At 69.6% G+C, this 20,073-nt stretch carries 17 protein-coding genes; 8 read left to right on the top strand and 9 right to left on the bottom strand.

All coding sequences use genetic code 11. The annotated features are described in order from the left end of the window. Nucleotides 1-2: 2 nt before the first annotated feature. Genes sodC through ADBZ6K_RS13020 form a run of 3 tightly spaced genes read left to right on the top strand, consistent with a single transcriptional unit; the run spans nt 3 to nt 2,471 of the window. A complete protein-coding gene (gene sodC / locus ADBZ6K_RS13030) occupies nt 3-710 on the top strand; it encodes a superoxide dismutase[Cu-Zn] (RefSeq protein ID WP_526347207.1) in 708 nt (235 codons plus the stop codon). Then, nucleotides 691-1,821 carry a glutamate--cysteine ligase gene (locus ADBZ6K_RS13025; protein WP_526347205.1) on the top strand — a complete coding sequence of 377 codons (1,131 nt, stop codon included), beginning with the start codon at nt 691-693 and terminating at the stop codon, nt 1,819-1,821. The genes sodC and ADBZ6K_RS13025 overlap by 20 nt, the downstream gene beginning before the upstream one ends. Before the next feature lie 8 nt (nt 1,822-1,829). After that, entirely contained in the window at nt 1,830-2,471 is a 642-nt protein-coding gene (locus tag ADBZ6K_RS13020) for an LON peptidase substrate-binding domain-containing protein (RefSeq protein WP_526347203.1), read from the top strand. 3 nt (nt 2,472-2,474) lie between these two features. Here the strand turns inward: ADBZ6K_RS13020 and mnhG are convergent, their stop codons facing one another. From mnhG to ADBZ6K_RS12990, 6 genes are all read right to left on the bottom strand, one after another. Continuing rightward, nucleotides 2,475-2,813, bottom strand: coding sequence for a monovalent cation/H(+) antiporter subunit G (gene mnhG / locus ADBZ6K_RS13015; RefSeq protein ID WP_526347201.1), 339 nt, complete (start codon nt 2,811-2,813; stop codon nt 2,475-2,477). Then, nucleotides 2,810-3,094, bottom strand: coding sequence for a monovalent cation/H+ antiporter complex subunit F (locus tag ADBZ6K_RS13010; RefSeq protein ID WP_526347199.1), 285 nt, complete (start codon nt 3,092-3,094; stop codon nt 2,810-2,812). The genes mnhG and ADBZ6K_RS13010 overlap by 4 nt, the downstream gene beginning before the upstream one ends. A 31-nt stretch (nt 3,095-3,125) precedes the next feature. Continuing rightward, nucleotides 3,126-3,680, bottom strand: a complete 555-nt coding sequence (locus ADBZ6K_RS13005) for a Na+/H+ antiporter subunit E (RefSeq protein WP_526347197.1) — start codon at nt 3,678-3,680, stop codon at nt 3,126-3,128. Between the two features lie 94 nt (nt 3,681-3,774). After that, a complete protein-coding gene (locus tag ADBZ6K_RS13000) occupies nt 3,775-5,373 on the bottom strand; it encodes a Na+/H+ antiporter subunit D (RefSeq protein ID WP_526347195.1) in 1,599 nt (532 codons plus the stop codon). A 58-nt stretch (nt 5,374-5,431) separates the two neighbouring features. Then, on the bottom strand, nt 5,432-5,902 hold the full coding sequence (locus ADBZ6K_RS12995; RefSeq protein WP_526347193.1) for a Na(+)/H(+) antiporter subunit C: 471 nt from the start codon (nt 5,900-5,902) through the stop codon (nt 5,432-5,434). After that, nucleotides 5,899-8,814, bottom strand: a complete 2,916-nt coding sequence (locus ADBZ6K_RS12990; protein ID WP_526347191.1) for a Na+/H+ antiporter subunit A — start codon at nt 8,812-8,814, stop codon at nt 5,899-5,901. The genes ADBZ6K_RS12995 and ADBZ6K_RS12990 overlap by 4 nt, the downstream gene beginning before the upstream one ends. A gap of 158 nt (nt 8,815-8,972) precedes the next feature. Here ADBZ6K_RS12990 and ADBZ6K_RS12985 point away from each other — a divergent pair, with 158 nt between their 5' ends. The 5 genes from ADBZ6K_RS12985 (at nt 8,973) to ADBZ6K_RS12965 (ending at nt 16,181) form a co-directional block, all read left to right on the top strand. Next, entirely contained in the window at nt 8,973-10,403 is a 1,431-nt protein-coding gene (locus tag ADBZ6K_RS12985) for an FAD-dependent oxidoreductase (protein ID WP_526347189.1), read from the top strand. 177 nt (nt 10,404-10,580) lie between these two features. Continuing rightward, complete coding sequence (locus tag ADBZ6K_RS12980; protein ID WP_526347187.1) at nt 10,581-12,230, top strand: YCF48-related protein; 1,650 nt, start codon at nt 10,581-10,583, stop codon at nt 12,228-12,230. A 167-nt stretch (nt 12,231-12,397) separates the two neighbouring features. Next, a complete protein-coding gene (locus ADBZ6K_RS12975; protein ID WP_526347185.1) occupies nt 12,398-13,087 on the top strand; it encodes a M12 family metallopeptidase in 690 nt (229 codons plus the stop codon). Beyond that, complete coding sequence (locus tag ADBZ6K_RS12970) at nt 13,081-15,657, top strand: caspase family protein (protein WP_526347183.1); 2,577 nt, start codon at nt 13,081-13,083, stop codon at nt 15,655-15,657. Before ADBZ6K_RS12975 ends, ADBZ6K_RS12970 begins: the two co-directional genes overlap by 7 nt. Beyond that, a complete protein-coding gene (locus tag ADBZ6K_RS12965; protein WP_526347181.1) occupies nt 15,657-16,181 on the top strand; it encodes a hypothetical protein in 525 nt (174 codons plus the stop codon). Before ADBZ6K_RS12970 ends, ADBZ6K_RS12965 begins: the two co-directional genes overlap by 1 nt. A 74-nt stretch (nt 16,182-16,255) precedes the next feature. Here the strand turns inward: ADBZ6K_RS12965 and ADBZ6K_RS12960 are convergent, their stop codons facing one another. From ADBZ6K_RS12960 to ADBZ6K_RS12950, 3 genes are read right to left on the bottom strand one after another with little or no spacing between them, the layout of a single operon-like run. Continuing rightward, nucleotides 16,256-18,511 carry an AAA family ATPase gene (locus ADBZ6K_RS12960; protein WP_526347179.1) on the bottom strand — a complete coding sequence of 752 codons (2,256 nt, stop codon included), beginning with the start codon at nt 18,509-18,511 and terminating at the stop codon, nt 16,256-16,258. Between the two features lie 5 nt (nt 18,512-18,516). Next, nucleotides 18,517-19,374 carry a CDP-diacylglycerol--serine O-phosphatidyltransferase gene (gene pssA, locus ADBZ6K_RS12955; RefSeq protein WP_526347177.1) on the bottom strand — a complete coding sequence of 286 codons (858 nt, stop codon included), beginning with the start codon at nt 19,372-19,374 and terminating at the stop codon, nt 18,517-18,519. Further along, nucleotides 19,371-20,066: a phosphatidylserine decarboxylase gene (locus ADBZ6K_RS12950; RefSeq protein WP_526347175.1), complete on the bottom strand. Its 696-nt coding sequence runs from the start codon at nt 20,064-20,066 to the stop codon at nt 19,371-19,373. Before ADBZ6K_RS12950 ends, pssA begins: the two co-directional genes overlap by 4 nt. Between the last annotated feature and the right edge of the window lie 7 nt (nt 20,067-20,073).

Raw genomic sequence — 20,073 nt, 5'->3', positions numbered from 1 at the left:
CCATGCTCAAGCCCGTCGCCGTCGCCGTCATGTTCGCCGTCCCCGCGCTCGTGCTGAGCGCCTGTGCCCCAAACGAGCCGGTCGCCACCGAGCCTGCCACCACACCGTCGATCTGGACCGGCTCGCCGTCGCCCGCGGCGCCCCCGGGCGAAGAGGGCGGCCACGCCAGCGCCGGCCACGCGGCCGAGGGCGGCGACAAGCTCACCGCCGAGATCAAGACCCCCGACGGGACCACCGCCGCCACCGCGGACTTCGAATTCTCCGGCGACTACGCGACGATCACCGTGCAGACCACCGAACCCGGCAAGCTCAGCCCGGGATTCCACGGCCTGCACATCCACTCGGTGGGCAAGTGCGAGGCCGATTCGGTGGCGCCGACCGGCGGTGCGCCCGCTAACTTCAACTCCGCGGGCGGGCACTTCCAGGCCCCCGGTCACAGCGCACATCCCGCGAGCGGCGACCTGACGTCATTGCAGGTCCGCGGCGACGGCTCGGCGATGCTGGTGACCACCACCGATTCGGTGACGGCCGAGGAGCTGCTCGACGGCGCGGGGACCTCGATCATCATCCACGAGACCGCCGACAACTTCGCCAACATCCCCGCGGAGCGTTACCAGCAGGTCAACGGCACCCCGGGCCCCGATCAGACGACGATGGCCACCGGCGACGCCGGGGGCCGGGTGGCGTGCGGTGTCATCACCGCCGGATAGCAGCCGGATCGACTTCGCGGGATCACCGCGGCCCACGGTCGGCGTCGAGTGGGAGTTCGCGCTCGTCGACGTCGCCACGCGCGACCTGAGCAACGAGGCGGCCGCCGTCATCGCCGATCTCGGCGAGAACCCGCACGTGCACAAGGAACTGCTGCGCAACACCGTCGAGATCGTCACCGGGATCTGTGACAACACCGCCGAGGCGATGGACGACCTGCACGCGACGCTGTCGACGGTTCGAACCATCGTGCGCGATCGCGGCATGGAACTGTTCTGTGCGGGCACCCACCCGTTCGCGAAATGGTCGGCGCAGCAGCTCACCGACGCCCCGCGATACGCCGAACTGATCAAGCGCACCCAGTGGTGGGGCAGGCAGATGCTGATCTGGGGCGTGCACGTGCACGTCGGCATCTCCTCGGCGCACAAGGTGATGCCGATCATCACGTCGCTGCTCAACCAGTACCCGCACCTGTTGGCCTTGTCGGCGTCGTCGCCGTACTGGGACGGCGAGGACACCGGGTACGCGAGCAACCGAGCGATGATGTTCCAGCAGTTGCCGACCGCCGGCCTGCCGTTCCACTTTCAGACCTGGGCGGAGTTCGAGGGGTTCGTCGCCGATCAGAAGAAGACCGGGATCATCGACCACATGAACGAGATCCGTTGGGATATCCGGCCTTCACCCCACCTGGGCACGATCGAGGTGCGGATCTTCGACGGGGTGTCCAACCTTGGCGAACTCGGTGCGCTGGTGGCACTTACCCACTGCCTGATCGTCGATCTGGACCGCAGGCTCGACGCGGGCGAACAACTGCCCACCATGCCGCCCTGGCATGTGCAGGAGAACAAGTGGCGGGCCGCCCGGTACGGCCTGGACGCCGTCATCATCCTGGACGCAGACAGCAACGAGCGGTTGGTCACCGAGGACCTCGATGACCTGTTGAATCGGCTTGAACCCGTGGCCAAGTCGCTGCGCTGCGGTGATGAGCTGGCGCGGGTGGCCGACATCTACCAGACGGGCGGGTCCTATCAGCGGCAGCGCCGCGTGGCCGAGGAGACGGACGGGGATCTGCGCGCGGTCGTCGACGCGCTCGTCGGGGAGCTCGAGCTCTAGGGCGCTTGGTGTCCGCGACGCCGATGTTCCCGCTCGAGGTGGCAATGCTGCCCGGCGAGGAGTTGCCACTGCGGATATTCGAGCCGCGCTATACCGAGTTGGTGCGGCACTGTCTCGCCGCCACGGATCCGGTCTTCGGTGTTGTGCTCATCGCCGCAGGGCGCGAAGTAGGTGGCGGCGATCGCCGCAGCGACATCGGCGCGCTGGCCCGCATCGTCGAGTGCGACGACGTGGGCGGCGGTCGTTACCGGTTGAAATGCCTTATGACCGAGCGTATTCGGGTGCGGCAGTGGCTCGACGACGATCCCTATCCGCGGGCGCTGGTCGAGCCGTGGCCCGATGAGGCGGCCGCATCCGTGAACACCTCGGAGGTCGACGAGCTCGAGAATCGGATCGTCGGGCTGTTCGAACGCATCGCCGCGGCGCGCGGGGTTGCTTTGCCTGGCCGCGACGAACTCCTCGGGTCGGATCAGCCGACAAATCAATCCAGGATGGGAGAACGGCTGTACGCGTTGGCATCGCGGGTTCCGATGGGGCAGGCCGACCGTTACTCGGTGCTGTCGGCGCCGACTCTGCCTGCGCGGCTCGATGCGCTGAGCGAAGCCGTCGCGACCGTCACGGCGATGGTCGAATTCCAGCTGTCGGAATGACGGCTACCAGCGGGGCGGCTCGTCGGCGTACTCGTCCTTGGTGAGCAGGTCGTCGCGGACGTTCTGCTCACGGTAGGCCAACTGGCCGACGCGGTTTGCGATCACCGGCGCGGTGATCATTGTGAACAGTCCGGTCAGGATGACCATTCCGACATCGCTGTTGTCGCGCAATCTGATTGCGGCACCGGCCAGGACCAGCAGCAGACCCAGAACCTGTGGTTTGGTGGCCGCGTGCATGCGCGACAGCGTGTCTGGGAAACGGACCACACCGATCGCGGCGGTCAGCGCGAGTGCCGAACCACCAAGGATCAGCACCGCCGTCAGGACGTCCAGTACGTTCATCGCACCCTCCTGCGGCGAGGCTTGGTGTTGTCGGGCACACGGAAACGCGCCACGCTCACCGAACCGACGAAGCTGATCAACGCCAGCGCCGTCAGGCTGTAGGTCACTGTGGTGTCCAGGCTGAACGCCGCCCAGGTGCCGATGCTGCACATCGTCACCGCGACGAGGGTGTCCAGCGCGACGAGCCGGTCCAGGGTGCTCGGCCCGGCCAGCAACCGGTACATCGTGACGGCCGCGGCGGCGGCGAGCAGCACCGCGGCAATGATCCAGACGGTACTCATGCGCGATCCGCTGTCGCTACTCGCTGGGGCGTCATGCGCGATCCGCACCTTCCTGGTCCACCTCGCGGTCCTTCGAGGGCTGCCAATCGGACTCTCGCTCGAAAGTGTTGACGAGCAGCCGTTCGATCACGGCCACCTGGCGATAGAACCGCTGCACGGACCGCTCCGAGCCGACGTCGATCACATGCGCGTACAGCATCCGGCGGCCTTGGTCGATCTCGAGCACGATCGATCCGGGGATCAGATTGAAGATGTTGGCCGCCAGCGCGAGCACCAGATCCGATTTGACCGCGATGTGTAGTCGCAGCACGGCCGACAGCGGCGGCGGCCCCGGTTTGATCGCCAGCCACGCGATCTGGGCCGAGGACAGCACCAAGTAGTAGCCGACGGTGAGCGCCAGCCGCGCCAGCGACAGCGGGTGCACGCGTCCTTCCACAGGCACCCTGGGCAGCGGTAGCCACAGCGTGATCACCGAGACCAGCACGAGTCCGCTGATGACGTTGGCCGCCGAGAACGTGCCCCACAGCAGGATCCACACCAGCACCAGCCAGCACGTCACCCACACCCGCAGCGCGATTGTCCTCACCGGTCAGCGGCCTCTCCGCCGAGTGTGAACCCACGGCGAGAAAACACCGAAAAACTCGCCGTGGCTGCACACTCGGCGCACATGTTCATCGCGTTCATCGGGGACCTCCCAGCACTGCGGTGATGTACTGCTGCTGGTCGAGCACCTGGTCGGCCGCGCGGACGCTGTAGGCGAAGATCGGTCCGGCCATCACCGCGAGCACCACCCCGACGACGATGAGGGCCGCGGTGGGGATCAGCATGCCGATCGGCATCCGGCCGACGTTGTCGCGGTCGGCGAACTCGATGTCCTCGGAGTCGTCGAGCAGCACCGCCGGCGCCGCCGCGGACAGATGGCCCTCCGGGGCGTCGATGCGGGCCCGCCAGAACGCCTTCGTCCACACCCGCGCGATCACGTACAGCGTCAACAGGCTGGTCACCACGCCGCCGCCGACCAGCGTCCAGGCCAGCACGGAACCACTCTCCGCGCCCGCCTCCAACAGCGCGACCTTCCCGATGAAACCGGAGAAGGGCGGGATGCCGCCCAGATTGAGCGCGGGCACCACGAACAAGAACGCCAGCACCGGACTGGCCGCGGCGAGCCCGCCCAGACGCTGCAACGTCGACGCGCCCGCCTGCCGCTCGATCAGCCCGACCACCAGGAACAGAGTGGTCTGCACGACGATGTGGTGCGCGACGTAGTAGATCGCCCCGGACATGCCGAGCTCAGTGGACAGCGCAATCCCGAAGACCATGTAACCGATATGGCTGACCAGGGTGAACGACAGCAACCGCTTGATGTCGCTCTGGGCGATCGCGCCGAGGATGCCGATGACCATCGTCAGGAATGCCGCCACCAGCAGCATCGAATCCAGCCCGCCGCCGGGGAACAGCAGCGAGTGCGCCCTGATGATCGCGTAGATGCCGACCTTCGTCAGCAGGCCAGCGAACACCGCCGTGACGGGCGCGGGCGCCGTCGGATACGAGTCGGGCAACCAGGTCGACAGGGGGAACACCGCTGCCTTGATGCCGAAGGCCACCAGCAGGACCGCGAACAGCGCCGACCGCGTCCCGCCGGACACGCCCTCGAGTCGCACCGCCAGCTCAGCCAGGTTCAGCGTCCCCGTCGCCGCATACACCAGCGCCAGGCCGATCAGGAAGATCAGCGAAGACACCATCGACACCATCACGTACGAGATCCCCGCGCGCACGCGTTCCGCGCTGGCTCCGATGGTCAGCAGCACGAAGCTCGCGGACAGCAGCACCTCGAACCCGACGAACAGGTTGAACAGGTCGCCCGCCAGGAACGCCATGCACACACCCGCCGACAGCACCAGGTAGGTGGGCAGGAAGATCGACACGGGCTGGCGTTCGTCACCGTCGCGGATACCCTGCCCGATGGCGTAGCCGACCACCGCCAGCAACACGATCGACGAGACAACCAGCATCAGCGCCGACAGCCGGTCCACCACCAGTGTGATCCCGAGCGGTCCCATACCCGGCTCGGACACCCCCCAGCCGCCGACGTCGAGGACCAAGGTGCCATCGCGGTCGGTCAGGTACAGCAGCGCGCCGCACACGCCGACGACAGCGAACAGCGCCACCTGCGTGATGGCCCGCTGCAGCCGGGCATGCCGGCCGGCGAACAGCGTCAGCGCGGCGCCAAGGGTGGGGATCAGTACCGGTAACGGGATCAGGACCGCGGCGACACTCATCGGCGACCCGCCGTCGTCTTGTTCATGCGCGATTCGCCTTCGGCTTCTCGCTGGGCGGTCATCGCGAACCCTCCATGCCCGGCAGCGCGTCGAGTTCGTCGGGCGCGTCGGTGTCCTTCGCGGGTTCGGGAGCGGGAATGTCCTCGTCGACGGCGGCGACCTCCTCGTCGGACAGCTTCGAGACGCGGGTGTCCTCCGGATCGTCGCTGACCTCCTCCGCCGTGGTCAGCCGATAGGACCGGTAGGTCAGTGCCAGCACGAAGGCGGCGATGCCCATGCTGATCACGATCGCGGTCAGGATCATGCCCTGTGCCAGCGGATCGGCGGTGGCGGTTTCCCCGCTGCTGATGCGCCCCCGGATCGGCGGGTTGCCCGACGGGCCGCCCGCGGTGAGGATCAGCAGGTTCACCCCGTTGCCGATCAGCAGCAATCCCAGCAGCATGCGGGTCAGGTTGCGTTCGAGCAGGAGGTATACGCCGGCGCTGGTCAGACCGCCGATGAGGACCAACGGGGTCACGTATGCGGTCATGACGTCCTGACCGCCGTTCGGTTGGCCTGCCCGGCCATCTCGACATCCACCCGCGCCCCGAGGCTGCGCAGCACGTCGAGCACCAGGCCCACCACGATCAGGTAGACACCCGCGTCGAAGATCAACGCGGTGACGAACTTGATGTGGCCAAGCACCGGCGCGTCGAACTGGACGATCGCCGACGACAGGGCGGGCGCGCCGAACAACAGCGACGCGGTCGCGGTCCCCGCCGACAGGGCCAGTCCGGCGCCCAGGATCTTGCCCGCGTCGAGCGGTAGCGTCTCGCCGAGTTCGTATCGGCCGCCGGCGAGATAGCGCAGCACCAGGGCCAGCCCGGCCGTGAGGCCGCCCGCGAACCCGCCGCCCGGGGTGTTGTGGCCGGCGAAGAAGAAGTAGGCCGACAGGATCATGATGAGCGGGAAGATGATCCTGGTCGCGACCTCGAGCACCAGCGACCGGTAGCGGGGGTCGCGCAACTCGCTGCCGCGCAGCCAGGTCACGTCGCTGGTGGCGGGATATTTGGAGTACCCCGCGATCCGCCCGATGTCGGGCTGGCCCGCGTCGGAAACCCGTGGGGCCGCACCGAACCGCCGGTGCCGGAACACCAGGGACGCGACGCCGGTGGCCGCGACGAGCAGCACCGACACCTCGCCCATGGTGTCCCACGCCCGGATGTCCACCAGCAGCACGTTCACGGCGTTGGAGCCGTGGCCCCGCTCGTAGGCCGCTTCTGGAATCAGCTCCGCGATTCCGGGCCCGCTGCGGGCGGCCATGGCGAACACGGCCAGCGTCGTCACGGAGGCGCCGACGGTCAGCGCCAGCACCGCACGCGGCCACCGGTGCCGTTTGATGTTGGCGCGGTCGGACTCGGCGGGCAGGGTGCGCAGCACGAGCAGGAAGATCACCAGGACCAGCGTCTCGACGAGGAACTGTGTCAGCGCCAGATCCGGCGCGCCGTGAAAGGCGAAGATCGCCCCGCATCCGTAACCGGTCACCCCGACCAGCAACACGGCCGCCAGCCGGTTGCGCAGCACCAGGGCGCCGATCGCTGCGGCCAGCATGAGCGCCCCGACGACCGCCTGGACCGGCGAATCCCACAACTGGATGTCAGGCCGGTCGCGTACACCCACGGCCAGCGCCACGACGGGCACGAACACCAGCGTCAGCAGGATCACCGATTGGGTCGCCGGGATCGAGCCGCGTTGTGTGACGGCCGTCAGCCGCACCGAGAACACGTCCAGCCTGCGCAGCACCGAATCGTAGATGCGGTCGGCGTTACCCAGCGGCACGTACCCGACCCGCGCCCGGCGCAACCGCGCCCTGGCGAAGAACGAGACGGCGCCGACCGTCAGCACCAGCGCGGACAACAGCAGCGGCAGCCCCACCCCATGCCACAGCGCCAGGTGGTACTCGTCGTCCCCGCCCGGCACGGTGTCGGCGTACTCGCTGAACACGATGTCGAGACGAGTCGGCCAGAGGCCGAAGAACAGGCCCGCGGCGGCGAGGATGGCCGGGGCGGCAAGGAAGGTGACCGGGGGGCGGTGCATCGCGGCGACCCGGACACTGGGCTCCCGCAGCCCCTTCCTGGCGAACGCGCCCCACATGAAACGCAGGCTGTAGATGGTGGTGAACACCGAACCGAGCACGATGCCGGCCAGGACATACGGTGCGGCCGAACCCAGCGCGCTGCTGTGCAGCACCGTCTCGAAATCGGCCTCCTTGGCGACGAAGCCCAGGAACGGCGGCAATGCGGCCATGCTTGCCGCCGCGGTGGCGGCGATCACCAGCAGCGGCTTGTGCTGGTGACCCAGCCAGGCCAGCCGCCGGATGTCACGGGTACCGGTGGCGTGGTCGATGACGCCGACGACCATGAACAGGGCGGCCTTGAACATCGCGTGCGCCCACAGCATGGCCAGGCCCGCGAGCATCATGTCGGTGCCGCCCGAGCCGACCATCACCGTGATCAGCCCGAGCTGGCTCACGGTGCCGAACGCCAGGATCAGCTTCAGGTCGTATTCGCGCACCGCCCGCCAGCCCGCCAGCAGCATGGTGAGCACGCCGAGCGTGAGCACCATCGGCCGCCACGGCGGCGAGTCGGCGAAGCCCGGCGTCATCCGCGCGACGAGGTACACACCGGCCTTGACCATCGCCGCGGCGTGTAGGTACGCGCTGACCGGGGTGGGGGCGGCCATGGCGCCCGGCAGCCAGAAGTGCATGGGCACGATCGCCGATTTGGACAACGCGCCGATGAGGACCAGCACGACCGCCACCGAGGCGGCCGTGCCCGTCGGCGGCGCCGCGATCAGTTCTGAGAGCAGGTAGGTCCCCGCGGCGTTGCCGAGGATGATGATGCCGACCAGCATCGCCAGACCGCCGAACGTGGTCACCAACAGGGCCTGGGTGGCCGCCCGCCTGCTGGTTGCGCGCTCGGCGTAGTGCCCGACCAGCAGGAACGACAGCACCGTCGTGGTCTCCCAGAACACGTAGAGGACCAGCATGCTGTCGCTCGTGACGAGGCCGAACATGGCGCCGGAGAACGCGACCAGCTCCGCGGCGAAGCTGGGCAGCCGCTTCTCGGTGTGCCCGTCACCGCGGACGTGAGGAGCAGATCGGGCTGGGTGGTGGAAGTAGTCGGCGCAGTAGAACAGCACCAGCGCGCCGATGGCCAGCACCAGCACGCTCATGATCGCGGCCAGCGTGTCGAACCGCAGCGCGATGTTCATCGACAGCTCGGGGATCCACGGCACCGTCACCGTCGGCGGGCGGCCCGGGGACGGCCAGTTCGAGGCGACCCAGATCAGCGAGCCCAGCGGCACCAGCGCCAGCGGGTAGAAGGCCATCCGTCCCCAGCGGTACACCAGCAGGGGAGCCAACGCGGTGGCGGCCGCGTGAGCAACCAGGATGGCGAGCAAGGCACTCCGATCTCGTCGGTTCGGCGATGACCCTCGGGCGAAGATCAGATGTCGGGGTGTCAAGCCTCAGTGGCTTTGGATTGTGGCCAGTCTACTGAAGCCGTTCCGGCTACGATCGCCGCATACAATGCCGCGCTGTGGCGGAGGAGTGAGTTCTGGTGGCTCCCAACGAGGTCCTCGTAATCGGTGCGGGACCGACCGGTCTGATGCTCGCGTGCGAGCTGGCTCTGGGTGGCGTCCAGGCCCGACTGCTTGAGGAGCGGACCGACACACCGAACATCACCAGGGCATTCGCCGTGCATGCCAGGACGCTCGAACTGCTCGATGCCCGCGGTCTCGCCGACCAGTTGCTCGCCCGCGGGCTGCCGGTCTATCAGGTGGCGCCCCCCGGTGGCGCGATGCTCGACCTGCGTGAGCTACCCACCGAGTACGGGATGGTCCTGATGGTCCCGCAAAGCGGGACGGAGACGGTCCTGCAGGCCCGCGCCGACGAACTCGGCGTCCAGACGACCCGGGGTGCCGAGGTGGTCGGACTGGACCAGGACGCCGGTGGTGTCACCGCAACGTTGGCATCCGGTGAGACGCTGCGGGCGGACTACCTCGTCGGCTGCGACGGCGCGCATAGCACGGTGCGCCGCCTGGTCGGCATCGATTTCGTCGGCAAGCAGTACGAGACGCACATTCTGCTGGCCGATGTGCGGCTGACCCGGGCGCCCGACGATGCGCTGTTCGCCAGGACGAATGACCGGGGCGTGGTGCTCGTCGTGCCGTTCGGGGACGGCTGGTACCGGGCGATCGCCTGGGACCGGCTGCGCGAGCAGGCGCCGCTGAGCGAACCGGTGACCGAGGCCGAGATGCGCGACGCGTTCGGCCGGATCGCGGGCGAGGACTTCGGCATGAGCGAGATGCGGTGGAGTTCGCGGTTCCTCAGCGAACGGCGCCAGGCGCGCCACTACCGCGCGGGCCGGGTCTTCCTCGCCGGGGACGCCGCCCACGTCCATTCGCCGCTGGGCGGTCAGGGCATGAACACCGGGATCGGTGACGCGATGAACCTAGGCTGGAAGCTGTCCCGCGCCGTGCGGGGATCGGCGCCGGCCTGGCTGCTGGACAGCTATGAATCCGAGCGACATCCGGTCGGCGCGAGCGTGCTGGCGCTGACCGACGCGTTCAACCGGCTGGTGCTCGGCCGCTCGGCGGTGCGCCGCGCGCTGATGGCGCTCACCGTCGGCTCGGTGGTTCGGATCCCGCGCGCCAGGCGGCTGATGGCCGACCGGCTGAGCGGAATCGGCATCGCCTACCCGCGTGAAAGGGGCGATGACCCCCTGGTGGGCCGGCGGATGGCGGACATCGACTGCAACGGGACGCGGCTCTACGAGCTGCTGCGCGGGGGGCGGTTCGTGCTGGTCACGGCGGCGCCGGTGGCCCTGGACCGGGCCGACGTCGTGCAGGCCGTCGATTCCCGGCCGGAGCTGCCCGACGCCTTCCTGGTCCGCCCCGACGGCTATGTCGCCTGGGCGTCTGAACGGCTGCCGCACACCCCGGACGTCGCGGACGCGGTGGCGCACTGGTGCGGCCCGGCGCAGAAGTAGCGCTGACCCGCTACGCGATCCGGACGGGCCTGATCGAGCCGTGATACCCGACCGCTCACACCCGTGCCGCGGCCCCGAGGTGGGGTAGCCGACTACTCGGGACGCGTCATTCCTGCCGTCCGACAATGGCACTGACCGGCGACAATCCGCCGAACGCCTACCCGGAGGGAGGACACCATGAGCTTTCAACGTGTCGTCGAGATCCTCGACAATTCCATCGGCGGTCCGGACGCCGGCATCGGCGCCCACCGCGCATTCTGGCGCGACGTCACCCGCGACGAGTTCGTCGCCATGACGGTGTTCGGCCATGACCTCGTCATCCTGGGGGACGGCGCGCACTCGCATCTGGTGCTGGCGCTGAAGGGGGAGGCACCCTTCGGCTTCGACCGGCCCGATCCGCCCGCCGGCGCCGAGATTCGCCGCATGCCCGCGGGCCGTCCGGCGGTGCCCGCCGAGGAGATCGCGTTCATCGAGCGGTGGATCGACGACGGCTGCCCGGAACAGGCCCCGACCGAACCGGCCTGGCGCCAGACCAACGCCCCACTGGCGAAGTCACGCACCGACGACATCTGGTTCCTCGACGCGCGGCGCGGGTGGGCGGTGAACAGCGACGGCAAGATCCTGCACACCGACGACGGGTTCGCCACCTGGCAGGTGCAGTTCCAGGACGAGCATTCCGCGCTTTACCTGCGCTGCGTCGGATTCGGATCCGAAACCCGCGGCTGGGTCGGCACGACCACGCCGGGTCGGCAACTGTTGGAGACCTTCGACGGCGGCGCAACCTGGACGCGGGTCGCCGGGCTGCCCGAGCTCGCCCCGCCGTTCGTCTGCGGCCTGTCCGTCGTCAATGAATCCGTGGCCTATGCATCGGGCACGAACGACCCTGGGCTGCCCGTCCGGATGATGCGCACCACCGACGCGGGGCGGAGCTGGCAGGCCTGGGACATGTCCGAACACGCCACGGTGCTGATCGACACCTATTTCACCGACCCGGAGAACGGCTGGGTGGTGGGCGGAAAGGCAGCCCTGCCGGAGCCGCCCAACCCCCAGGACCCCAGGAGTCACCTGCGGCCCGTCGTGCTGCGCACCACCGACGGCGGCCGCACCTGGACCGACAAGGCGGCCGCCGTCAGTGCGGACTTCCCACTCGGTGAGTGGGGGTGGAAGATCCACTTCCTCGACGAGCGCATCGGATACATCTCGCTGGAGGATTTCAAGCGCGCCGCGATCCTGAAGACCGTCGACGGCGGGGAGAGCTGGACCCGCATCGACATCGTCGACCCCCAGCGCAACGCCAACATCGAGGGCGTCGGGTTCGTCGACGAGAACACCGGATGGGTTGGCGGGTGGGGGAGGGCGAACTTCAAGGGCGGCTTCTCGAGCGGCACCCGCGACGGCGGGAAGACCTGGGAGGACGCCAACCACGTCGGCCTGTTCATCAACCGGTTCCGGTTCCTCCGCGACGCCGGCGTCGGTTACGCCTCCGGTCTGGGTGTCTACCAGTACTCCACCGAGCCGGTGCCCGCCGCCCCGCGGGGTGTGAGTGGACCGCGGCTGCTCTCCGAACGCGCCCCCGCCGCCGGGCTTCCGGTGCGGATAGACGCCGACATCCCGGCCGACGCCGGCCAGCTCTACGTGGACGTCTGGGACCGCTTCGCCCGCCACGTCCGGCGCCTCGTCGACGAGAAGCGGCCGCAAACCGGGACGCGCGTTGTGGAGTGGGACGGCACCGATGACGGCGGACGGCCGCTGGGTGGCGGGCCGTTCATCGTCCGGGTGACGGCCGACGGCCACTCCGAGAGTCAAATCCTTGATTTGGCAACGTGATTGGTGCCAGTGCCGCGCTGCGCGTCCGGTTCCCGGATTCGAGTAGTCGAGTACTCACGACGAAGGCCGGAGACGACCGCACACTGAACGACACGCCGGCTACGAATCAGCGTTGAACTAGCTCCGACCGTCCGGCCGGAGCTGACAACCGAGAGACAGGTGTCACCATGGCCGAGATCAATCCCAACCACTACTGCATGTTGCTCATTCCCACGGAGTCGCAGGGCAACACCAGGGCCGCATTGCTCAACGAGTTCAAGTGGCAGCCCGGCACCCAGGTCACCGTGCACTTCATGGAGGGCGACCCGGACCTGCAGGCCCGCGTCGCCGCGGTGGCCAAGGAATGGGCCGGACCGCAGATGGCCAACGTTGATCTGAAATTCGTCGACAGCGCCGACGCCGACGTCCGGATCGCCTTCGAACAGGGCAACGGGTCGTGGTCGTATCTGGGTACGGTGTGCCACCAGATCCCGTCGGGGCAGCCGACGATGAACTACGGCTGGCTGACGCCGGACTCGGACGACCGCGAGCTGCGCCGGGTGGTGCTGCACGAGTTCGGCCATGCACTCGGCCTGATCCACGAACACCAGAACCCCAACCGGCCGATCGCCTGGAATCGCGCCGCGGTGATCGCCGATCTGTCCGGGCCGCCCAACAATTGGGACCTGGCGACGATCGAGAACAACATGTTCAAGAAGTACGACCCGGCCGACCTGTCCAGCACGCCGGTCGACAGCCATTCGATCATGCTGTACCCGATCCCCGCGTCATGGACCACCGACGGATTCTCGGCCGGGATGAACGGTGAGCTGTCGGACACCGACAAGGAGTTCATCCGCAGCGCCTATCCGTGGTGACCGGCAGGGACTTCGCGGTCGTCGTCGGCATCGCGCGCTATCCCGATCTGGCCGCCGCGGGCGCGCGCGCCGATCTGGACGGTCCGAACAACGACGCGCAGGCGGTTTACCACTGGCTCGTCGCCCAGGAGGGCGGCGCGCTGCCACCCGCGAACGTCACGCTCATCCGCTCGGCCGACTTCGACCCAGTCGACCCGGACGATCCCCAGCCGGCCAGGGCGAGGATCGAACGCGCACTCAAACGGGTGGAGGAGCAGACCAGGGACGACCCCGGCAACCGGCTCTACCTGTACTTCTCCGGGCACGGCTTCTCGCCGCGCCTGGAGGAGGGCGCGCTGTTCACCGCCGACGCCACCCAGACCAGCCCCGAATACGTGTTCGCGCACGCCTGGGTGCGCTGGTTCCGCCGGGCACAGCGGTTCCGGCAGACCGTGCTGTGGATGGACAGCTGCATGAATGTTGAGCAGTCCATCCCGGTCAACGAGGTGCTGATGCGTCAGAAGATCGGCACGGGTGTGCCGGGCCCGGCGTTCATGGCGCTGGCCGCCCAGACGAAGAGCGCCCTGGAATACCCGATGCCCGATGGGCAGGTACACGGCGTATTCACCTGGACCCTGCTGCAGGGACTGCGCGGCGGCGCGGCCGACGAACGCGGCCGGGTGACGGGGGAGAGCCTGCGGAGCTTCTTGCTGACCGTGATGCCCGAGTTCCTGCCGGACACGGCGAGGAACTCGGCCGCCGTCGACCTGTACCCGTTCGTGCGGGCCGATGACGGTATCGTGTTCCGCCGACTGCCCGCGCGCCCGAAATACCCAGTGCGGCTGACCTTTCCGCCCGAAGCGGCGGGTGCAGAGCTGCGCATCTGGACGGGACGCCCGCTCGCGCAGGTCACGTCGGAGCCGCTCGCCGGCACCGAATGGTCGGGGGAGCTGCTGCGGGGGCTGTACGTGGCCGAGGTGCCTGCGGCCGGGTTGCGGCACGGCTTCCAGGTCAGCGGTGCCGGCGCGGTCGAGGAGACGGTGACCGGAACCGGCCCCCCGGTGATCGTGCCCGACGAGTCGGAGTTGTTCGCCATGGACGTGCTGGCCGGCAATCCCGCGGCGTCGATCGGCGTGTCCGATTACCGATTCGACCGCATCTTCGGCGACACCGGCGCGCTGCACGAGCGGGACATGCCCGGCGTCTACAAGATCAGGGTCGAGTTCGGGCGGGACATCACGATGATCTCCGAGCAGGTGGTGCTGCTGGATCGCGACGGCCTCCCGGGCCCGGTGAAGGCACCGGTGCTGGCCTCGCCCGCGCCGGTGCCGGGCAGCGTGGCCTCCCGGGAACTGCACTCCGCGCCGTTCGAGGCCGCGGCCGAGCGCCGGGAGCCGGTCGCCGCGCCCGGCCGGTCGGCCATCTCGGTGCTCGCCAGGTGCTGGACGGAGCCCTCGGGCGTGGCCGCGGCCGGCAACAGCGCTGTGCACCCCATGGCGGGGCTGGAGTTGCTCGATGCGACGGGGCAGGCAGTAGCGGGCTTCGCCGGGAATGGCGCGCCGATCGCCATGGCGGACCCCGACCCGGTGGCCGTGTGGGAGCGGGAGGTCGCACCCGGCAACTACTTCCTGCGCCAGGGTCTGCGCGACGGCAGGCTGTACGAAGGCTGCGTGACCGCCGCGCCGGACTGGGTCACCCAGGTCGTCGTGAAGCGGATGGCCGGGCCCGATCGGTTCGAATCGGTCGCCGACGTGGCGGTCTTCATGCGGCGCGCCGGCACGCACCGGACCGCGGAGCAGGATGCCGCGATCGAGGGTGCCCGGTTGGCGTTGGCCGAGGGCCGTGACGTATTCGCCGACGGTCACGGCGCACAGCTGATCGACCTGCTGGTCGACAACTTCACCGACCCGATCGCCGGCATCATCGGTGGGCACCTGCTGCTCCGGGCGATCGACGGCGGCGGGACCGATCCGCTGCTGGCCCGCCGGTTCGACTCGCTGGTCAGTGGACTCAGATCGCTCGTCGGGACGGACCACCCGGACGTCGAGGCGCTGTCGCTGCGGTGCACCGACGCCGGCCTGTGCACATCGGGACCGTTCACCGCGCCGCCGATGTTCCGGCACGGCTGGCAGCTGATCACCGACGCCAGCTACGCGCGGCCGGACCTGGTGCCGATGCCGTTGTGGCAGCGCGTGCACGCGTCGGTGGCGCTCGGCGCGTTCTTCATATGGGCGGCCGACGCGCGGGCGCGTGACGTGCACGCCACCCAGCTGTCACGCGTGCTGGGCCAGTACGAGGAGCTCGGCGACGCGCTGGATCCGCCAGAGCCGCAGATCGTGGAGCGCTCGATAGCGATACCGCCCGTCCGCTCGATCGCACCGCCACCGGAATCCATCCTCGAAGCCGCTCCCGCCGCCGGGACGCCGCTGCCCGGGGCGGTCCGGGACGCGGCGTACCGGCTGCAGGTGCCTGCCGCGGCCGCGGCGGCGTTGTGGGCGGAGCGTGAGGTGCCGAACGGGACGGGCGCAGCGGGGTTGGCGCGCCGGAGCCGCGCACTCGGCTCCGCGGGGCGGGGGCCCGAATCGGACTGATGTACGAATACGCGCTCACGCCCGCGCTGTCGGTCTCGTTCCAGCGCTACCCCTATCCGGCATCGGGGTCGGTGACCGGGCTGGCACGCAGCTGGGGCGCGTTGCCGCTGCGGAGCGGTGGCCCTGGGCGGCTCGTGCTGCCCTGCCCGGCGGGTGAGGCGTTCTGGATCGGGCTCGTCGCCACGTCGACGGACCCGCTGCCCCGGCTGGGGGTGCACGTCGTCACCACAACCGGTGACCGGCTCGACGCGCTGACCGGCGGGGCCGCCCCGGATTTCGGCGACCTCGCCGCGGCACCGCCATACGGGCTGCCCGGAGTGGTGCGGCCCGATGGTAGGTGGTGGGTGTTCACCCGGGACCCCGCCGATCCGCAGGTCCCGGCCTGCCGCGAGATCGGCGTTCGCGCACCAGGTGCAGAGGTATGGGTGGCCGTCGTCGGGACCGACGAGTTTCTGGCGCGCGGCGGCACCGCAGTCCCTGCGCTGGATGAGAGCCAGCCCTACGGCGGCTGGCGGCTGCCGTGATCCGCCCAATGTGAAGTCACGGCGGCATATTCGCGGGCGGATTCTTCGCCGTGGCTTCACACTCGACGAACTGGTCAGCGGGTTTCGGCGAACGCCCGCAGCGACTCCACCTGCAGCGGGTCGAGCGAGGGCCGAACCGCCTCGCGGGCCTTGGCCACGTCGGCGGCGGTGACGTCGGCGGCGTCGATCGACCGCCGCATCGCCGTCAGCGCCGCCTCCCGCAGCAGCGCGACACAGTCGGCGGCGCTGTAGCCGTCGAGTTCGGCGGCCAGCGCGTCCAGGTCGACGTCGTCGCTGAGCGGGATCGACTTGCCCGCGCTGCGCAGGATGTCGCGCCGGGCGTCGGCGTCGGGCGGCTCGACGAACACCAGCTTCTCCAGCCGCCCCGGCCGCAGCAGTGCGGGGTCGATCAGGTCCGGGCGATTGGTGGCGCCGAGCACCACGACGTCACGCAGCGGCTCGATGCCGTCCAGTTCGGTCAACAGCGACGCCACCACGCGGTCCGTCACCCCCGAGTCGACGCTCTGCCCACGCCGCGGTGCCAGCGCGTCGATCTCGTCGAGGAACACCAGCGACGGTGCGGAATCCCTGGCCCGCCGGAACAGTTCGCGAACCGCCTTCTCCGATGACCCCACCCATTTGTCCATCAGCTCGGCGCCCTTGACGGAGTGCACCGACAGCCGCCCCGAGCTGGCCAGCGCCCGCACCACGAACGTCTTGCCGCACCCGGGCGGCCCGTACAGCAGCACCCCCCGCGGCGGCTCGACGCCGAGGCGGGCGAAGGTCTCCGGATGCTGCAGCGGCCACAGCACGGCCTCGGTCAGCGCCTGCTTGGTGTCGGCCATGTCGCCGACGTCATCGAGGGTCACCGACCCCACCGACACCTCTTCGGTCGCCGAACGCGACAGCGGCCGGATGACGGTCAACGCGCCGGCCAGGTCCTCCTGGGTGAGCTTCGGCTCGTTGCCGTCGGTGCTGGCCCGTGCGGCGGCCCGCAGCGCGGCCTCACGCACCAGTGCCTGTAGGTCGGCTACCACGAAACCCGGTGTGCGGCTGGCGATTTCATCAAGATTGAGGGTGTCGGCCGGCACCGAGCGCAGCAGTACGTCCAGCAGCTGGGTGCGGGTGGCCGCGTCCGGCAGCGTCAGCCCGAGCTCCCGGTCGCACAGATCCGGCGCACGCAGCCGGGCGTCCAGGGCGTCGGGCACCGCCGAGGTCGCGACGAACGCGACACCGGGGGTGGCCACGGCGTTGCGCAGTTCGGCGAGGATCAGCGTCGCGACCGGTTCGGGGGTGGCGGGCAGTAGCGCGTCGATGTCGGTGATCAGCAGCACCCCGCCGCCATCACGCACGGTCGAGACCGCCGAGGCGACGCTGCGCAACCGGTCTTCGGGATGCAGCGCCCCGACCGCGGGCCCGTCGAGTTCCACCAGGCGGCGGGAGGCGCACACGACCCTGACCATGGTGGCCTTGCCGACACCGGCGGGTCCCGACAACAGCACCCCGAGATTGGCGGTGGCGCCGAGGGTCCTCAGCAGCTCCGGCTCGTCCAGGGAGAGTTTGAGCCATTCGGAGAGCCGGCCCGCCTGGGTGTGCGCACCCTTCAGGTCGTCGAAGGTGACCACCGGCGACGCCGGTGTGACGATCCCGGTCGACCGCTGCTCGGGCGCCGTGACGGTGTGCGCGGCGACCCCGGCCTGCGCCTCGACGGGTGTCCCAGCCTGGCGGGGTCGGCCCACCACGGCCAGATCGGTCCAGCTCACCACCGAGTTGGGTTGTACGCTGACCGGCCCGGCGGGGTCGACGCCGGTCACCGTCAGCAGTTCCGATGTCCAGGTGATACCGACGGACGATGCCAGGGCGGTGGTGGCCGTCGAGGTCGAGGTGCCGGGGCCCAGATCGCGCGGCAGCAGCGACACTGTGTCGCCGACCGTCATCACCTTGCCGAGCAGGGCCTGACGCAGGGTGGCCGACGAGATCGACTGGGTCGCCAGCTTGGAGCCCGACACCGTCACGGACCGGGCGCCGAACACGGTCACCGGCGCGACGATCACGGTGGTGTTCTCCCGCACGCCCGCGTTGGACAGCGTCACGTCGTCGAGCAGCGCGGTACCCGTCGGGGTGCCCGGCGGCGCCAGGCCGGCCACAACGGCGGTGGTGCGTGAGCCCGTCAGCGACACCGCATCCCACTCCCTGACGCCGAGCGCGGCGATGGCCTCGGGGTGCAGCCGGACCACGCCGCGGCGCGAGTCCAGCGCAGACGTGTTGAGCCGTGCCGTCAGCCGTAGATGATTCAGCGGCGGATCGCCGGGCACCTCCAGTTGCGTCATGGTGGCTACCTGCGCGGCGGCCTGCGCAGACCGAGCCGCGCCGTCGAACGCCGGTGGGGTTGTGAGCGCCGGATGGCCCGGCGGGCGGCGCGGCGCTGTCGCGGTTTGTCGTCCCACGACTCGGGGTGGGCGGCCACCCACCGCTTGGTCCGCACCGCGAACGGGATGTGGATGACGTAGGCGACGATGAGCACCAGGATCACGATGTAGCCGTAGAAGATCGAGGCGGCGATGCCGATTGCGAGCAGCGCCAGCAGCGGCGCGACCATATTCGGGGGCACCGAGAAGGTGTGCACCTTGCGCATCGGGATGCGGCTGACCACCAGCAGCGAAACGCCGATCATCCAGATCACCACGGCGGCTTCCGACGTCCACCAGCCGTCGCCGAACTGCATCTTCGCCGCCAGTGGCCCGATCGCCCCGATCGCGCCCGCGGGGGCGGGCATCCCGACGAAGTACTCCTTCTCGTAGGCCGGCTGGTCGACGGCGAGCAGCGCGTTGTAGCGGGCCAGCCGCAGCACGATGCACACCGCGTACAGCATGACCACGATCCAGCCGACCCGTGACTGGGAGAGCAGTGTCGAGTAGACGATGAATGCGGGCGCCACACCGAAGTTGACCGCATCGGCCAGCGAGTCGATCTCCTCGCCCATCTTCGACGTCGCCTTGAGCAAGCGGGCCATCCGGCCGTCGAGCCCGTCGAGGATGGCGGCCACCGCCAGGAACGCCATCGCCTCGGTGGGCCTGCCGTCGAGGGCGAACTTCACCGACGTGAGCCCGAGGCAGATGGCCGCGACCGTCATCGCGCTCGGCAGCATCCGCAGGCTCACCACCGGCTTCCTGATGCGGCGCGGTTTGATCATGGCAGGACAGCCAGGACGGACTCTCCCGCGACCGTGCGCTGCCCGACCGACACCAGCACATCGGATCCGTCCGGCAGATAGGTGTCCAGCCGTGAACCGAAACGAATCAGGCCGTATGTCTGGCCGATGTCGATCTTGTCGCCCGCCCGCACATCGCACACGATGCGGCGGGCGATCAGACCCGCGATCTGCACGGCCACGACCTCGTGTCCGTCGGGCGTGCGGATGACGATGCTGTTGCGTTCGTTGTCGACGCTGGCCGCGGGCAGATCGGCCGTGCCGAACAGACCGGGACGATGGATCGCCGCGGTCACCTCACCGCCCACCGGCGCCCGCTGCACGTGTGCGTCCAGCACCGACAGGAAGATGCTGATGCGGGAGCGGGGCTGATCGCCGAGCCCGAGTTCGGGCGGCGGTGCCGCGGATTCGATCAGGCAGACCTGACCGTCGGCGGGGGCGACCACCCGGTTCGGCCGGGTGGGCGGCACCCGGTTGGGGTGGCGGAAGAACGCGGCGTTAGCAGCGGCCGCCGCCAGCCCCGCCGTCCACAGCCAGCGGTGCCGGTACCCGACGGCGGCCAGCGCCAGGCTCGCGCCGACGAACGGGCGACCGGCGGGGTGCATCGGAGGGATCTGCGATCGGATCAGGTCCAGCAGATGTGAAGTCTCAGACGTTCGGGGGCGTCGTGCCACCGGGTCA

Source organism: Mycobacterium sp., assembly GCF_044223235.1.
Lineage (GTDB): Bacteria > Actinomycetota > Actinomycetes > Mycobacteriales > Mycobacteriaceae > Mycobacterium.
Note: the sequence above shows the minus strand (reverse complement) of the source record. Positions and strands in the feature narration are given on the sequence as shown.

What these genes read in the sequence shown, in the direction of transcription:
- sodC (WP_526347207.1), top strand. Translation starts at nt 3, where the DNA reads ATGCTCAAGCCCGTCGCCGTCGCCGTCATGTTCGCCGTCCCCGCGCTC.
- mnhG (WP_526347201.1), bottom strand. Translation starts at nt 2,813, where the DNA reads ATGAACGTACTGGACGTCCTGACGGCGGTGCTGATCCTTGGTGGTTCG.
- ADBZ6K_RS13010 (WP_526347199.1), bottom strand. Translation starts at nt 3,094, where the DNA reads ATGAGTACCGTCTGGATCATTGCCGCGGTGCTGCTCGCCGCCGCCGCG.
- ADBZ6K_RS13000 (WP_526347195.1), bottom strand. Translation starts at nt 5,373, where the DNA reads ATGAGTGTCGCCGCGGTCCTGATCCCGTTACCGGTACTGATCCCCACC.
- ADBZ6K_RS12995 (WP_526347193.1), bottom strand. Translation starts at nt 5,902, where the DNA reads ATGACCGCATACGTGACCCCGTTGGTCCTCATCGGCGGTCTGACCAGC.
- ADBZ6K_RS12980 (WP_526347187.1), top strand. Translation starts at nt 10,581, where the DNA reads ATGAGCTTTCAACGTGTCGTCGAGATCCTCGACAATTCCATCGGCGGT.
- ADBZ6K_RS12975 (WP_526347185.1), top strand. Translation starts at nt 12,398, where the DNA reads ATGGCCGAGATCAATCCCAACCACTACTGCATGTTGCTCATTCCCACG.
- ADBZ6K_RS12965 (WP_526347181.1), top strand. Translation starts at nt 15,657, where the DNA reads ATGTACGAATACGCGCTCACGCCCGCGCTGTCGGTCTCGTTCCAGCGC.
- ADBZ6K_RS12960 (WP_526347179.1), bottom strand. Translation starts at nt 18,511, where the DNA reads ATGACGCAACTGGAGGTGCCCGGCGATCCGCCGCTGAATCATCTACGG.
- pssA (WP_526347177.1), bottom strand. Translation starts at nt 19,374, where the DNA reads ATGATCAAACCGCGCCGCATCAGGAAGCCGGTGGTGAGCCTGCGGATG.